Below are 15,108 nucleotides of genomic sequence, written 5' to 3'. Positions count from 1 at the left end.
AAAACTGAGTCGGAACCCGATAACCTTCATGGTAATTCTTCCGGCGCCTGTTACTCTCATTGCTTATCCCCAGGCGCCGTATCGGCCGTCCATGCGCTTTGGTTCAGGAGTAATGAGTGACCCACTATGAATGACAGGTTTGATCCGGCTGAGCATGCCCACCGACGCCTGAACCCCATGACCGGTGACTGGGTGTTGGTATCTCCACATCGTGCCAAACGCCCCTGGCAGGGGCAGTCCGAGGATCCCGATACCCATCGCCGACCGGCGTACGATGCCACCTGTTACCTCTGCCCCGGTAATCACCGAGTAAACGGTGAGCCGAATCCCGATTATGCCGCGACCTATGTGTTCGACAACGACTTTGCGGCGCTCACACCGGATACACCGGTCACGCAGGACCAGGATCCACTGTTTACTCTGGCGTCCGAACAGGGCTGCAGTCGGGTTATCTGCTTTTCGCCCGATCACAGTAAGACCTTGCCCGAGCTGGGTATCGATGAACTGGAGCGTGTTGTGGCCTGCTGGTGTGAGCAGACCCGGGAACTGGGTGAGCAGTACCGCTGGGTGCAGGTGTTTGAGAACAAGGGGGCGATGATGGGGTGCTCCAACCCTCACCCTCATGGGCAAGTATGGGCGCAGCAACAGCTGCCCACATTGGCGGCGCGAAAACAGGAACGGTTTGCCCGGTATTTCCAGGAGCGGGGCCGCACCATGTTGGACGATTATGTCGAGCGCGAAACGGCACAACAAATCCGGGTAGTGTTTCAGAACCAGGACTGGTTGGTAGTGGTTCCCTATTGGGCGGCCTGGCCCTATGAAACCCTGCTGCTACCGCGCTTTCCCATAGCGCGCTTATCGGAGCTCAGCACGGACCGCTTCCGGTTACTGGCGGAGGCTATCCAGCACTTGACCACTCTGTACGATAACCTGTTTCAAACGTCTTTTCCCTACTCCATGGGTTGGCACGGCGCCCCGTTTGACGGAGAGAGTCACCCCGAGTGGCGGTTGCACGCTCACTTCTTCCCGCCCTTGTTGCGCTCGGCGAGTGTGAAAAAGTTTATGGTGGGATATGAAATGTTGGCGGAAGCGCAGCGCGATCTCACGCCCGAACAGGCGGCAGAACGTTTGCGGGCTTTGCCCCGTGTTCACTACAAACAGCAGGTGGAATGATGGACGAAACGGAAAAACTGACACAGTCTTTCGAGCGCACCTTTGGCCGCCGGCCCGAAACGGTGGCCTATGCCCCGGGGCGCGTCAATTTGCTGGGTGAGCATACCGACTATAACGGCGGTTTTGTCTTTCCAGCAGCCATCAATTTTGGCACCTGGGTGGCCGCCGCCAAACGCCCGGATCGGAAGGTGTCGGTGTTGGCGTTGGATTATTCTGGGGACGCCAGTCATTTTTCTCTCGACGATATCACGCAGGATCCGGTTCAACCCTGGAGCAACTATGTGCGAGGTGTACTCAAGGCGTTAATGGTCCGGCACCCCGTGGGCGGATTGGAGCTGACCATCACCGGTAATGTGCCACAAGGCGCGGGGCTGAGCTCTTCCGCTTCCCTGGAGATTGCCTTGCTCAAAGCGATCGCCAGCCTTTATGAGTTGCCTCTCTCTGGCGTCGATGCGGCGTTGCTCGGCCAATGGGCCGAGAATGAATTTGTCGGCTGTTCCTGCGGCGTAATGGATCAGATGGCCTCCGCGCTGGGAAAGCAGGGGGGCGCTCTGCTTCTGGACTGTGAGTCGCTGCAGTTTGAGCATCGTGCTATTGACCCCGAATTCCAGATTGTCATCGTCGACTCAAACGTCAAGCGCGGACTGGTGGGAAGCGAGTACAACCTTCGTCGTCAGCAATGTGAGCAGGCTGTCGGCGTGTTGGGGGTCAATTCCCTGAGAGAAGTCGATATTGAGAGCCTGCTACAGGCACAATCAGCGATGTCGGATGTGGTGTTCCGTCGGGCACGCCATGTGGTGTCAGAAAATACGCGAACCCTGGCAATGGCCCGGGCATTGGCTGAATCCGATTACCGAGCCGTGAGCCGGCTGATGGCGCAATCGCATGACTCTATGCGGGACGATTTTGAAATAACCGTGCCGCCAATCGACACGCTGGTTTCAATTATTCAGCAGGTGCTGGGTGCGCAGGGGGGCGCTCGAATGACCGGCGGTGGGTTTGGCGGATGCGCGGTTGCGCTAGTGCCGACGAACCTGATTGAAGATGTGCGACGCGCCGTGGCCGAGGAGTATCACAAGCGCACGGGCTTGCGGGCGCAAACCTATGTCTGTACACCGGAGAACGGCGCTTTTCTGGAGTGAGCCGACCGGCTTGATACCCAAACGGGCGGCGGCGACCCTTTGGCGCCAATGAATCAGTTCTTCGCCCGATTGATCCGAAGGACAAAGCTCAGGTTACGCACCCGGCGCATGATATTGGCCAGGTGAATGCGGTTGTGCACGCCGATGCAAAGGTTGATGACGCTGTTGTGGGCGTCCCGTTCGTTCACCTTGATGTGCTCAATGGAGCCGCCCTGCTCGGTCACCCGGGTGGCCAGGGTGGCGATGATGCCCCGCTCGGACTCCACTTCCACCCGCACATCCACCAGGAACTCGCCGGTGACCGTGGGCGCCCAATTGACGTAGCTGATTTTCTCCGGTTTGTGGCGCAGCTCGGTTATGTTGCGGCAGGTGTCCTGGTGGACCACCAGGCCCTTGCCCGAGCTGATGTGACCGATGATCGGGTCGCCCGGAATCGGGCGGCAACAGCGGGCGAAGGTGATCATCATGCCTTCGGCGGAGTCGATGGTCAGCGGTGAGTAGATGCTGCCGCTGGGGGGATTGACGTCGGCGTCCGGCTGCAGCAGTTTGGCTACCGCCTGCGCGACCCGGTTGCCCAGGCCAATATCCTCGAGCAGGTCCTCCATGGACTTCATCTGGGTGGCGGTGAGCAACTGCTTTTCCTGCTCTTCGCTCAATTGATCCAGCTTGAGGCCGACATCCGCCAAGGAGCGGCTCAGCAGTCGCTTGCCCAGGGCGACCGACTGGTGGTGGCGCTGGTGCTTGAGGAAGTGGCGAATGGCGCTGCGGGCCTTGCCGGACACGGCGAAATTGAGCCAATTGGGGTTGGGCTGGGCGCCCTGGGAGGTAATGATATTGACCTTCTGGCCACTCTGCAGCGGCTGAGACAGGGGCGCGAGCCGGCCGTTGATCCGGCAGGCGACGCAGTTGTGGCCAATGTCGGTGTGGACCGCGTAGGCGAAGTCAATCGGCGTGGCCCCGTGGGGCAATTCGACAATGCGTCCTTTCGGGGTGAACACGTAGACTTCGTCGGGGAACAGGTCGATTTTGACGTTCTCGATGAACTCCAGCGAGTCGCCCGCCCGACGCTGCATCTCCAGCAGGCCCTGAACCCATTGGCGGGCGCGACTGTGGCTGATGCTCTCGTCACCGCTATTCTTGTACAGGAAATGGGCGGCGATGCCGTTGTTGGCCATTTCGTCCATTTCCTTGGTGCGAATTTGCACTTCGATCGGGACGCCATGCATGCCCAGCAGCACGGTGTGCAGGGACTGGTAACCATTGGCCTTGGGGATGGCGATATAGTCCTTGAACTCTCCGGCAATGGGTTTGTACAGGTTGTGAATGACGCCGAGGACCCGATAACAGGTGTCCACGCTGTCCACGATGATGCGGAAGGCGTAAACATCCATGATTTCCTTGAAGTACTTTTTTTTCTGGCGCATCTTCTCGTAGATGCTGTACAGATGCTTTTCCCGGCCAATCACCATGGCGATCAGCCCTTCCCGCTCCAGCCGCTTTTCAATGGCGGTCTGAATCTGCTCGACGAGCTCTTTGCGGTTGCCCCGGGCGGTTTTCAGGGCCGCCTGCAATCGGCTGGCCCGCAGCGGGTGCATGGCGTAGAAGCCGCGGTCTTCGAACTCCAGGCGGATGTCATTCATGCCCAGGCGGTGGGCGATAGGGGCGTAGATTTCCAGGGTTTCTTTGGCGATACGGCGTTTCTTGTGGGGCGGCATGGCGCCCAGGGTGCGCATGTTGTGCAGTCGGTCGGCCAGTTTGACCAGAATGACCCGCAGGTCGTTGGCCATGGCCAGAGCCATTTTCTGGAAGTTCTCGGCCTGCTTTTCGGCGTGGGATTCAAACTCGATCTGGGTCAGCTTGCTCACCCCGTCCACCAGTTCGGCCACGGTATCGCCAAACTGCTTGGCGATGGCCTTTTTGCTGATGCCGGTGTCTTCGATGACGTCGTGCAGCATGGCGGCCATCAGGCTCTGATGGTCCATGTGCATGCTGGCGAGGATGTCGGCGACGGCCAGGGGGTGGGTAATGTAGGCTTCGCCGCTGCGGCGCCGTTGTCCGTCGTGGGCTTGTTCCGCGTAAAAGTAGGCCCGCTTCACCAAATTGATTTGGCTGTACTCGAGGTAGGATGAAAGCCTGTGACTCAAGGCTTCGATCGTCTGCAAGGCCTTACTCCAAACGAGGCCGGGGCGGACCCGGCCGGGTATTAAATGGCGAGGCGCTTACTCGTTGCCGGGCTGGGCCTCAGTCTCCTGAATGTGTTCGGCGCTGGGCGCTTCCTGGCGAATCGGCTCGTCAGCCTCCAGCAGAATGCTGGCATCGACAAAGCCTTCCTCGATTTCGCGCAGCGCGATGACGGTGGGCTTGTCGTTCTCTTCCGGAACGTGCGGGTCTTTTCCGCCCACGGCGAGCTGGCGGGCGCGCTTGGCGCTGACCATCACCAGTTCGAAACGGTTGTCGACGTGATCCAAGCAATCTTCAACGGTAATACGTGCCATAGTGTCTCGTACTCACAGTATTGATATGGCGTCGGTATCCTGGACCTTCAAGTGGTCCGGGCGCCGGCGCCGGGAAATTCGGGAATCGGACCGGATATTGTACACAATTTGCGCGCCGTGCGTCAGCCCAATAACTCGTCCAGCATGGCTTTGTGAACCTGCTCCTGCCGGTCGCGTCTAAGGTGTTGGCTGGTGATCAGGGCCTGGAACTGGGCCAGTGCGGTGGTGAAGTCATCGTTGATGATCAGATAGTCCGCGTCCCGGTAGTGGGAGATTTCGTTGATGGCCTCGTTCATACGGGCCTCAATGACCTCCGGCTGATCCTGACCGCGCCCGGTCAGACGCTGGCGCAGGGCCGCCAGCGACGGGGGCAGAATGAACAGGCTGACGGTGTCCTGAAGTTGCTCGCGAACCTGCCGGGCGCCCTGCCAGTCGATTTCCAGGATGACGTCCAGCCCCTGGTTGAGGGTATCTTCCACCCAGTGACGGGAGGTGCCGTAGAGGTTGCTGAACACCTGAGCGTGCTCCAGAAAAGCATTCTCGGCGAGCATGGCCTCAAAGCGGGCGTGGTCCACAAAGTGGTAGTTTACGCCATCCTGCTCGCCGGGGCGCATGGGGCGAGTGGTGTGAGACACCGAGACACAGACTTCCGGGCTGGATTTCACCAGGGCGTTGACCAGGCTGGTTTTGCCCGCACCGGAGGGGGCGGAAACGGTGTAGAGAATGCCTTTGCTGCTCATGAAGCTGCTCTTCTCGGGTCGGTCTGGGTTGAGTGGGTAACGCCGGCAATGCAGGGCGACTTTGGCGCTAAAAAACGGCATTATGACACAGCTTTAACCGGGGTTCATCGACCGGACACCGGCGAGAATCGACCAATGAGGTGAATGTGACACAAGGTATGACGAAAGCGGCCGCCGCCGAGCGGTTGAATGCCAGCGAGGCCTTTGTGCAGCGGATGATCGACAAAGGCCGCCTGGTGCCCGACGAGGCGGGGCTGCTTGACCCGCAGCGGGTCGACGACCTGGCCCAGCTCCTGGAGCGGCTGCGCGAAAACGGTGTGGGCACCGTGATCGGGCTGATTGATGAGGAACTGGGCCCGGAAGATAACGCCTGACGAACCGACCGATTAGAAAGTGGTCGCCGCCATCAGCCACAGTTTGCGGGTATCCGTGGCGAACTCATCGGCGCTGTAGTCCGCGTACTTCAGGGTCAGGCCCACCGGCCCCACCTTGGTGCCAGCTACCAACCCGAGCTCGGAGCCATAATCGGCATCCCCCTCATTGGCGCTCAGGTCGTGATACACCAGCGTCAGGTTCACGGGCCCGACCGGTCGCCCCACACTGAAGTACATATCCTCTACCCCGGTGGCGGGCGTTGCCAGAAACTTGTCCGTCCAGCCCTGGAAGGCGTGCAGCGTGGCCAGGGGTGTGGCGAACGCCGCGGCGCCGTCATCCGAGCCCAGCACCTCGTAGCCCAGTTTGAGATTGAACCCCTCCACCTTGGCCAGCCCTTCGGCCATCAGGTAGCTTGCGGAATAGTCGGTCGGGTTGTCGCCCGCCTCACTTTGGGCGGCGTACTCCAGGTTGTAGCTGAAGGTCTCGTTGACGGTGCCCTGCCAGCGCAGCCCCAGGGTATCACTGGCCAGCCCCGGCGCCGTCTCGTTGTCCAGCAGATAGGCGTAGGCCACCAGCGTGCCGGCATTAAGCCCGGTGTATTTGCCGTTGAGCAGATGGCTCTGATGCTTGTGATCGCCACCGGCCACACTCTCACCAAAAATGCGGTTCACGTTGTGCACGTAGGCGTAGAACAGCTCGAATTGATCCACCGCTTTGCTGCTGACCGAGAATCCGTCGTAGGTCTGCTCGTTCTGGCGCCAGCCGACGCCACGCACAAAGCGTTGATTGTCCAGCAGAATGCGTTGGCGGCCATACTTCACCTGGGTGGCGCCGGCCTGATAGGCCAGGTAGGACTGGTTGATCTCGGTGCCTTCCGGGTCGGCGATGACGGCGGTGCCCGGGTTGATGCCGGTGCCGTCGTTGTAGTCAACATCGGTGATCGCGGTGGTGTCGTCCATCTCCAGCAGCAGGTTGAAGCCTTCATAGCGTCCGGAGGCATAGGTCAGGCGGGTTTTTTGAGTGAAGGCGCTGGCGCCTTCCACGTCGTCCTGGTCCACATCTTCGAAACGGGTGCGCAGATGCAGTTGGGTCTCGCCGCTTTGCAGGGCTTCGACAATACCGTTTTGAGCAACAGCGGCCGGGGCGCTCAGGCATAGGGCGAGCGAGGCGCTCAGGGGATAAGTCATTCTGTGCATTGCAGGTTTCTCCAGTTCTGTAATCGGGTAATGGATTTTTGGTAAAAGATGTTTTTGTCTATAGAGCAGCTAGCCGGTAATTTTCAATTTTTGTGCCCAACTTTTTTTGGCCTTTCGTTTGGCGCCAATGGATTCAATCTTCTTCTGCTTCTCGTACAGAAAACGCAGCACGGCACTGCGGCACTCGTTGTACTCGGGGCTGTCCACCAGATCGAGTCGGTTCCGCGGGCGCTCCAGGGATACGGGCAGAACCTCTCCGATGGTGGCTGATGGGCCGTTGGTCATCATCACGATCCGGTCGGACAGTAAAACCGCCTCATCCACATCGTGGGTGATCATGATGACCGTGTTGCCCAGGGTGGCCTGAATGTCCATCAGCGAATCTTGAAGGTGTGCGCGGGTCAGTGCATCGAGCGCGCCGAAGGGTTCATCCATCAGTAACACCTGCGGCTCCATGGCCAGCGCCCTGGCAATGCCGACCCGTTGCTTCATGCCGCCGGAAATTTCACCGGGGCGCTTGTGCATGGCGTGGGTCATCTGTACCAGTGCCAGGTTGTGTTCGATCCAGTCACGCATTTCCGCCCTGGACTTCTGACCCTTGAAGACCTGCTTGACCGCGAGTGCGACATTGTCGTAAACCGTCAGCCATGGGAGCAGCGAGTGATTCTGAAACACCACTGCACGCTCGGGTCCCGGAGAGTTCACTTCCCTGCCATTGAGCACCACGCCGCCACTGGTGGCTTGATACTGACCGGCGACTATATTGAGCACGGTGGATTTACCGCAGCCGGAATGGCCGATCAGCGAAACAAACTCGCCCTGACCGATTTTCAAGTTTACATCCCTGAGTGCGTTGAACGGACCTTTGGGAGTGGGAAAATCGATCCCGACCTGGGTTAATTCGAGGTGAACTTGACTCATATCAAACTCCTTGGTTAGCGAGAGATCGCTGTTTTATCCCAGTTGACGCGGCTCTGAATCAGCAGTAGACAGCGGTCCAGCAAAAAGCCAATGAACCCGATCATCAATACTGCGACGCAAATGCGTCCGAGGGAGTTGGAGGACCTGTTCTGGAATTCGTCCCAGACAAATTTTCCCAGCCCCGGGTTCTGGGCGAGCATTTCCGCAGCAATCAATACCATCCAGGCAATACCCAGTGACAGCCGAAGTCCGGTGAACATCATGGGAATGGCCGAGGGCAGTACAATGGTTTTTACATGAGTGAACCAGTTGAGGCTCAGCACCCGACTGACGTTGAGCAGGTCGCTGTTAATGCTGGCGGTGCCCACGGCGGTGTTGATCAGGGTTGGCCAGATGCTGCACAGCGCCACGGTAATCACCGAGGTGATAAAGGACTTTTCAAACATCGGGTCATCGCTGACGTAAACCGCGCTCACCACCATGGTGACCAGCGGTAGCCACGCCAAAGGGGATACCGGTTTGAATATCTGGATGATCGGATTGATTGCCCTGTAGGTGGTAGTACTCAGGCCGATGACTATCCCCAATGGAATAGCCACCGCAGTAGCCAGAAGAAAGCCGGTCATCACGGTAAACAGGCTGGTAACTATCTGATCGAAAAATGTCGGACGACGGTTATAGTCCCGAAAGGTGAGCTGTGCATCTGGATTCTTGTCCAATTGCCGCTCGTGACGCTTCTCCTGTCGTTCGTAAAACGCTTGCGCCCGAAGATTCTCCGACTGGTGTTCATCGATCAGGTTCTGCCACTGCTCAAAGACGGCAGCGGGCCCGGGAAAGGTGCCCAGCGAGGTGTTTACCTGCTGGGCGCCGATGTGCCAGGCGCCAATGAAAAGAGCCAGTCCAATCAAGGGCAAGGTGATGGCGCTGACGATGTTCGTCAACCGGTCGCCGCTGATGGGCCAGCGAAACCACCTGGGTTTCTGAAAGGTTGTGGAAGTCATGGTGACGTCCTCCGGGTAAGGTTGGGCGATTTGCAGCGCCCAACATATCTAAATGCGGGACTACAGGGTGTCGTTCTGTTTCAGACCGATTTCCAGTGATTCGATGTAGTTGGTCGGCTTGGTCCCGTCGTAAGTAATGCCATCGAGGAAATCATCCTGCGGGGGCTTGAAGCCGGACTCGTTGGCAAAGTCGGGGAACTCGTCGGCGACCGCATAATCCTCTGCAATAAGCGCTTGGGCTGCCTGCGCATAAATGTCCGGGCGATAGACCTTTCGGGCTATGTCGAAGTACCACGCATCTGGTTTGGATTCGCTGATCTGGCCCCAGCGGCGCATCTGCGTGAGGTACCAGATGGCGTCCGAGTAATAAGGATAGGTCGCGTTGTGGCGGAAAAATACATTGAAATCCGGAGCCTCTCGGGTATCGCCTTTTTCATACTCGAACGTGCCGGTCATGGAATTGGCAATCACTTCATAGTCGGCCCCGACGTAGTAGGGCTGAGAGAGAATTTTCGAGGCTTCCTCCCGGTTGGCGTTATCGTCTGCATCCAACCATTTGGCCGCACGAATCAGCGCCTTGGTCAGGCGAATGGTGGTGTTGGGGTACTTTTCGGAGAACTCCCGGGTTATCCCAAACACTTTTTCGGGATTGTTTTTCCAGATTTCGTAATCCGTGATGACGGGCACACCGATGCCTTTGAAAACGGCCTGTTGATTCCAGGGTTCCCCCACGCAATAGCCGTGAATAGTGCCTGCTTCAAGGGTTGAAGGCATCTGGGGTGGTGGCGTTACACTCAAGAAGGCGTCGGCCTGCCTCTGGCCGGAGGTGTCTCCTTTGTGGGGAGCGTAGAACCCCGGATGTATACCGCCGGCGGCGAGCCAGTAGCGGAGTTCATAGTTGTGTGTGGAAACGGGAAACACCATTCCCATTTTGAAGCTTTCACCTTTTTTGGCCATTGATTCAATGACCGGCTTCAGGACATCGGCATGGATCGGATGTTGTATTTTTCCATCTGCGCCGGTTGGCAAGTGAGGTTTTATTGCCTCCCAAACCTGGTTGGAAACGGTAATGCCATTGCCGTTCAGGTCCATGGAAAAGGGGGTGATGATATCGGCTTTGGTGCCGTAGCCAATGGTGGCCGCCAGTGGTTGACCGGCCAGCATGTGAGCGCCGTCCAACTGCCCGTCGATCACCCCGTCCAATAACACTTTCCAGTTCGCCTGAGCTTCCAGCTCGACGAAAAGGCCTTCATCCTCGAAGTAGCCTTTTTCCAGTGCAATGGCCAAAGGGGCCATGTCGGTCAGCTTGATGAAGCCAAACCGCAGGTCTGCTTTCTCGGGTGGCCCAACGGCCAATGTGGAATGGCTCATTAAAGCAATCAATGCAAATCCCAACCGTTTTGAGATCTGACAAAAGCAGGATGATAGAGGGCGTCGCAATGAGCGACGCAAAGAGCGAAGCGCGTCAAGAAAGGTGTTCATTGTTGACTCCTGAAAAGTGAAAAACACGGATGACGGAACTGATCGTCATGTGTCGCTGACTGTTCGACAGGAACAATCAGATGGCTTGGCTCACGATCGCAAACTAAAGGGACAAGTGAATGTCGGGTGCACGAGCTGGTGTATTCAAAAGCTGTGCCAACGAAACGACGACTGAGCAGATCCAGGAAATTTCCCGTAAATGAGGGGAGGGTTGGCCGATTTGCACAGCGGTGGACCGAAAAACAGAGAGGTGCTTCATCGTGGGTCAGGATAATCCAGCTGTGTTTGGCTCAAGCGCGGGCATGACGACAGAAAGAGTGCGCCAAGTTGGTACGGTGGACGGGGTTTTGGGTGCGCGAGAATGAGGCAAGCAGGACTAGCCAGTTGACTCTGGGATGCGGGGCCTGATGCGATGAGTCAGAGCAAAGGCTTAACCCAACAAAAAATAGTATAGTAGTACAATAAAATGTAAGTACGCTCTCTTATTTATAAGTGCTTAAATATTTGCGCTTTGGTCATGGCGGAACTAATCTGAAGAAGGCCTCATCAAGACCTCATAACTGATTGTTTCGTCTAAGCAATTGGTTGTTGACAAGGTATGGGCGGGAGTGTAATAGTCTAGAAGACTAATATTTATGGTCACTATAACCCTAATGTGGGTTTAGGCGGCACATAGAGGATAATCTAAGCGTCAGCGGACCTGCTAAGTTATAAAAATTAGCGCACTTATTCCGGTTGGCAATTAGGTGCCTGTGTCGTGTGAGCGGACGCCGAATTGGGTTTGCGGTGATCGGTTTTCGGAGAGTGAGAGCGTCTGGATGCCGAAGCAGGAAATGACAACAACAGTAAGGGACTCTGCCCCTGGCTCAGCGGTGGTGATCAACCAAAAACCGTACAACAGCTATTTACGGATTGCTGGCAAATGATTTGCGGCACCTTGTGTGCCGACAATAATAACCTGGTCTCAGTAAGGAGAGTTCCATGAATCCCAATCGTAAAAGTTTTCAAAAGCGCCTGATCGCCTCAGTCGTGGCCTCGTCGGCCCTGGCTGGCTTCAGCGGCGGTGCATTCGCGCAGCAGGGCGAGCCCATGCTGGAAGAGGTGGTGGTCACCGGTATCCGCGGATCACTGCAGCAGGCGATGGACATCAAGCGTGACGCCACAGGTGTGGTCGATGCTATTTCTGCCGAAGATATCGGTAAGTTCCCCGACACCAACCTGGCTGAATCCCTGCAGCGTATTACCGGTGTGTCCATTGACCGCCGTAACGGCGAGGGTTCTTCGGTCACCATCCGCGGCTTTGGCGGCGACAACAACATGGTGACCCTGAATGGTCGCCAGCTTCCTGCCGCCAGCACCTTCGGTGGTGGTAGTGGCGCCAGCGGTACCCGCGGTGGTGGCACGCGCGCCTTTGATTTTGCCAACCTGGCGTCAGAAAGCGTTTCTGGACTGGAAGTTTACAAAACCGGTCGCGCCAGCATCGCAACCGGCGGTATTGGCGGTACCATTAACATCAAGACCGCCCGTCCTCTGGATCGCGGAACCGAAGGTAGCGTGGGCTTTAAAGCCGTTCACGATACCACCACTCTGACGGGTGATGACCTGACCCCCGAGCTGTCCGGCATCTTCAGCTGGACTGATGACTCCGACACCTTTGGTGTAAGTTTGGCAGCCAGCTTCCAGGAGCGTGATTCCGGAGCTGCGGGTGCAACCTCTAACGACTGGAACATTGGTCGTTGGGGTGAGGATGAGCTCTACTCCTTCACCGATGACGCGGTGATTGAAAATGCGCCGGAAGATGGCCAATTGTATGGTCGCCCTAACGATATTCGTTACTCCGTTTCAGATCGTCATCGTGAACGCACCAACGCCATGTTGACCCTGCAGTTCCAGCCCCAGGACAACCTCACCCTGACCGGTGATCTGGTGTACGCTGAGAATTATCTTACTGAGCATCGTGGCGAGCAGACCTTCTGGTATGCCAATGGCAACACCGTTGATCGTCTGGTATTCGATGACTCTGCAGTCGCTACCCCAGCGATTTACTCCGAAACCTTGGCCAACAAGGATAACGGGTACGAGCAGCAGTGGCGTGAACAGCGCGACGAACTTACTTCTATTGGCTTTAACGCTGAGTGGCAGGTCAACGATCGCTTGAGCTTCAACTTTGACGTTCATGACTCGACCATGGAGAGTCTGCCGGACGGTCCGGGTAACGCTGGCTCTATCGACGTGAGTGTGGCCAACCCGACCCAGACGTCTCAGGTAACGGATTGGGATCGAGATCTGCCGCTGACTCAGGCGACATTTGAAAATGGCTTCAGTTTGAATGACTTCGGCTCCCAGGTCGCTCGGGTCTGGTACGCGGGTCAGACTACTGACGTCACTCAAGTACAGCTCAATGGTGCTTTCGAGTTTGACGATGGCCGTTTCGACTTCGGTGTTGAAAGCCGTACGGTAGAAATGGAACAGCAGAACTCGGATCGCTACATGGCGCTGGGTGATTGGGGTGTAGCCAACCCGGGTGAAATTCCTGATGGCTTGCTGCAAGAGTTCAGCCTGTTGGGACAGTTCGATGATTACCCCACTGGCGGTGGTTTCCAGAACGGCGCCCGCGGCAATCCGGTGGCCTTGGCGGAGTGGGCTGTTAGCGAATACGGCACTGCCGATAATGGCTATGCGGTGGCTTATAACCCGGACTTCTCCAATAACAACCTGATTGAAGAAGATATCAACGCATTGTTCGCCCAAGTAACTATCCAGGGCGAGCTGGGCGGAATGGAAACTAACTTGGTGACCGGCTTCCGCTACGAGACCACTGATGTGACCTCAACGTCATTCACCTTGATTCCGGATGCTCGAGTCTGGCAAGACAACAATGACTTCCAGACTGTCTTCAGTGAAAATACGGAAGCGTTTACCGTCAAGTCTGATTACGACAACCTTCTGCCCAGCCTGGATTTTGATATCGCGCTGACAGATGACGTCAAAGCTCGCTTTTCTTACAGCAAAACCATTGCTCGCGCCGGTTACGGCCAGTTGGCAGCATCCGTGGGCGGCTTCGGAAACGTAGGTTCCACCTATTTGGGATCCACTCCGACTGCAAACGCGACCAACCCGTCACTGAAGCCTTTGGAATCAGATAACCTGGATCTGTCGGTTGAGTGGTACTACGATGAGTCCAGCTATGTGTCAGCTGGCTTCTTCGAGAAGCGCGTGAGCAACTTCATCGGTACGGAGCAGATTCCGGAAAGTCACTTCGGTCTGCGTGACGTAACCAATGGTCCTCGAGTCGAAGAGGCAGCTCAGGCGTTGTCCGATGGTGGCTATGACATTAACGATACGTCACTGTTTGTCATGACCGCTGTGTTGGATAATCCTGATGCTTTCCCGAATGGGGCGGCTGACTACAGTGACGACGCTGACTTCGCTGTAGACGTTGCGACCGATTACGATCTGACTCCGAATGCGGAAGATCCGCTGATGGTGTTCAATACCGCTACACCGGTAAACAACCGCGAAGCTAAGCTGTACGGTAGCGAACTGGCTGCCCAGCACTTCTTTGGCGATACCGGTTTCGGTGTCCAGGCCAACTACACCATCGTTCGTGGTGATGTAGCGTTCAACGATCTGGGCGATCCTTCGGAGTCACAGTTCGCGCTGCTAGGTTTGAGTGACACCGCCAACCTCGTAGGTATTTACGAGAACTACGGTTTCACCGTGCGTCTGGCGTACAACTGGCGTGACAAGTTCCTCAATGAAACCAACCGTGGTAACTCGCGGAACCCGGTTTATGTTGAGGAGTACTCTCAGCTTGACCTGAACGTTGCGTACGATGTGACCGACGACCTGACGGTATTCTTCGAAGGTATCAACCTGACCGAAGAAAATATTCGCCAACATGGTCGCTCTGTGAACCAGCTCTGGGATCTGCAAGACCAGGGCGCTCGCTACCAGATCGGTGCTCGCTACGCCTTCTAAGGTCGTGCGAAAGCCTGGACCCGCCTCTTGGCGTGGTCCCTGGTAAGAAAAAAGGTCGCTGCTTGCAGCGGCCTTTTTTTTGCCGGTGAGTTTCTGGAAAAACCGTGATATGGTTTCTGCAGATTGAACTTGTTTGACAGGAGAGCATCGTGAACAAGCCCGTACGCAAAGTGGTAATTGCAGGTGGTGGCACTGCTGGCTGGGTCTGCGCGGCGGCATTGTCGTCGCAGCTTGGCGATTTGCTCAATATTGTGCTTGTCGAATCCGAAGACATTGGTACCGTCGGTGTCGGTGAAGCCAGTATTCCGCCCATGCGCAACTTTCACCGACTGATTGGTGTAGATGAACAGCAATTTATGGCAGCCACAGGCGCCACATTCAAATTGGGCATCGCCTTCGAGAATTGGGCACGGGACGGCGATCGCTATATCCACTCTTTCGGAAAGACCGGAAAGGAAACCTGGATGGCTGACTTTCAGCATTTCTGGCTGCGTGCCCGGGAGCAGGGTTTCGGTGGAGAGTTCGGGGAATACTGCGTGGAGCATGAGGCGGCTCGGGAGGGCAAGTTCGCTACCTCGTCAAACGGCAGCCTGAACTACGCC

12 protein-coding genes are annotated in these 15,108 nt (G+C 56.8%); 5 read left to right on the top strand and 7 right to left on the bottom strand.

The window, feature by feature from the left end:
- Positions 1–126: 126 nt before the first annotated feature.
- Positions 127–1,173, top strand: coding sequence for a UDP-glucose--hexose-1-phosphate uridylyltransferase (locus B3187_RS03625; RefSeq protein WP_286804615.1), 1,047 nt, complete (start codon positions 127–129; stop codon positions 1,171–1,173).
- The gene (gene galK, locus B3187_RS03620) at positions 1,170–2,315 is read left to right on the top strand and encodes a galactokinase (RefSeq protein ID WP_286804614.1); all 1,146 of its coding nucleotides are present in this window, start codon (positions 1,170–1,172) and stop codon (positions 2,313–2,315) included. The genes B3187_RS03625 and galK overlap by 4 nt, the downstream gene beginning before the upstream one ends.
- A 53-nt stretch (positions 2,316–2,368) precedes the next feature.
- Here the strand turns inward: galK and spoT are convergent, their stop codons facing one another.
- The 3 genes from spoT to gmk form a co-directional block, all read right to left on the bottom strand.
- Complete coding sequence (gene spoT / locus B3187_RS03615) at positions 2,369–4,477, bottom strand: bifunctional GTP diphosphokinase/guanosine-3',5'-bis pyrophosphate 3'-pyrophosphohydrolase (RefSeq protein WP_286804613.1); 2,109 nt, start codon at positions 4,475–4,477, stop codon at positions 2,369–2,371.
- Positions 4,478–4,534: 57 nt separating this feature from the next.
- Complete coding sequence (rpoZ, locus tag B3187_RS03610) at positions 4,535–4,810, bottom strand: DNA-directed RNA polymerase subunit omega (protein WP_024461656.1); 276 nt, start codon at positions 4,808–4,810, stop codon at positions 4,535–4,537.
- A 122-nt stretch (positions 4,811–4,932) separates the two neighbouring features.
- Entirely contained in the window at positions 4,933–5,550 is a 618-nt protein-coding gene (gene gmk, locus B3187_RS03605) for a guanylate kinase (RefSeq protein ID WP_286804612.1), read from the bottom strand.
- A 158-nt stretch (positions 5,551–5,708) separates the two neighbouring features.
- On the opposite strand from gmk, the gene B3187_RS03600 reads away from it, so the two are divergent.
- Positions 5,709–5,924 carry a hypothetical protein gene (locus B3187_RS03600; RefSeq protein ID WP_265366328.1) on the top strand — a complete coding sequence of 72 codons (216 nt, stop codon included), beginning with the start codon at positions 5,709–5,711 and terminating at the stop codon, positions 5,922–5,924.
- 12 nt (positions 5,925–5,936) lie between these two features.
- On the opposite strand, the gene B3187_RS03595 is transcribed toward B3187_RS03600, so the two are convergent.
- The 4 genes from B3187_RS03595 to B3187_RS03580 all read right to left on the bottom strand — a co-directional run bounded on the left by B3187_RS03595 (position 5,937) and on the right by B3187_RS03580 (position 10,414).
- Positions 5,937–7,121, bottom strand: a complete 1,185-nt coding sequence (locus tag B3187_RS03595) for an alginate export family protein (protein ID WP_286804611.1) — start codon at positions 7,119–7,121, stop codon at positions 5,937–5,939.
- Positions 7,122–7,190: 69 nt separating this feature from the next.
- Complete coding sequence (locus tag B3187_RS03590; RefSeq protein WP_286804609.1) at positions 7,191–8,042, bottom strand: ABC transporter ATP-binding protein; 852 nt, start codon at positions 8,040–8,042, stop codon at positions 7,191–7,193.
- A gap of 14 nt (positions 8,043–8,056) precedes the next feature.
- The gene (locus tag B3187_RS03585; protein WP_286804608.1) at positions 8,057–9,043 is read right to left on the bottom strand and encodes an ABC transporter permease; all 987 of its coding nucleotides are present in this window, start codon (positions 9,041–9,043) and stop codon (positions 8,057–8,059) included.
- Between the two features lie 60 nt (positions 9,044–9,103).
- A complete protein-coding gene (locus tag B3187_RS03580; RefSeq protein WP_286804607.1) occupies positions 9,104–10,414 on the bottom strand; it encodes a CmpA/NrtA family ABC transporter substrate-binding protein in 1,311 nt (436 codons plus the stop codon).
- 1,092 nt (positions 10,415–11,506) lie between these two features.
- On the opposite strand from B3187_RS03580, the gene B3187_RS03575 reads away from it, so the two are divergent.
- On the top strand, positions 11,507–14,506 hold the full coding sequence (locus B3187_RS03575; RefSeq protein WP_286804606.1) for a TonB-dependent receptor: 3,000 nt from the start codon (positions 11,507–11,509) through the stop codon (positions 14,504–14,506).
- A 149-nt stretch (positions 14,507–14,655) separates the two neighbouring features.
- The coding region (locus B3187_RS03570) for a tryptophan 7-halogenase (protein WP_286804605.1) at positions 14,656–15,108 on the top strand (453 nt) is incomplete at its 3' end.

This window comes from Marinimicrobium sp. UBA4209, from assembly GCF_002381585.1.
Classification (GTDB): domain Bacteria; phylum Pseudomonadota; class Gammaproteobacteria; order Pseudomonadales; family Cellvibrionaceae; genus Marinimicrobium; species Marinimicrobium koreense.
The sequence above is the reverse complement of the archived record's forward strand: the minus strand, read 5'-3'. Positions and strand labels throughout refer to the sequence as shown.

What these genes read in the sequence shown, in the direction of transcription:
- B3187_RS03625 (WP_286804615.1), top strand. Translation starts at nt 127, where the DNA reads ATGAATGACAGGTTTGATCCGGCTGAGCATGCCCACCGACGCCTGAAC.
- galK (WP_286804614.1), top strand. Translation starts at nt 1,170, where the DNA reads ATGATGGACGAAACGGAAAAACTGACACAGTCTTTCGAGCGCACCTTT.
- rpoZ (WP_024461656.1), bottom strand. Translation starts at nt 4,810, where the DNA reads ATGGCACGTATTACCGTTGAAGATTGCTTGGATCACGTCGACAACCGT.
- gmk (WP_286804612.1), bottom strand. Translation starts at nt 5,550, where the DNA reads ATGAGCAGCAAAGGCATTCTCTACACCGTTTCCGCCCCCTCCGGTGCG.
- B3187_RS03600 (WP_265366328.1), top strand. Translation starts at nt 5,709, where the DNA reads ATGACGAAAGCGGCCGCCGCCGAGCGGTTGAATGCCAGCGAGGCCTTT.
- B3187_RS03595 (WP_286804611.1), bottom strand. Translation starts at nt 7,121, where the DNA reads ATGCACAGAATGACTTATCCCCTGAGCGCCTCGCTCGCCCTATGCCTG.
- B3187_RS03590 (WP_286804609.1), bottom strand. Translation starts at nt 8,042, where the DNA reads ATGAGTCAAGTTCACCTCGAATTAACCCAGGTCGGGATCGATTTTCCC.
- B3187_RS03585 (WP_286804608.1), bottom strand. Translation starts at nt 9,043, where the DNA reads ATGACTTCCACAACCTTTCAGAAACCCAGGTGGTTTCGCTGGCCCATC.
- B3187_RS03580 (WP_286804607.1), bottom strand. Translation starts at nt 10,414, where the DNA reads ATGAGCCATTCCACATTGGCCGTTGGGCCACCCGAGAAAGCAGACCTG.
- B3187_RS03575 (WP_286804606.1), top strand. Translation starts at nt 11,507, where the DNA reads ATGAATCCCAATCGTAAAAGTTTTCAAAAGCGCCTGATCGCCTCAGTC.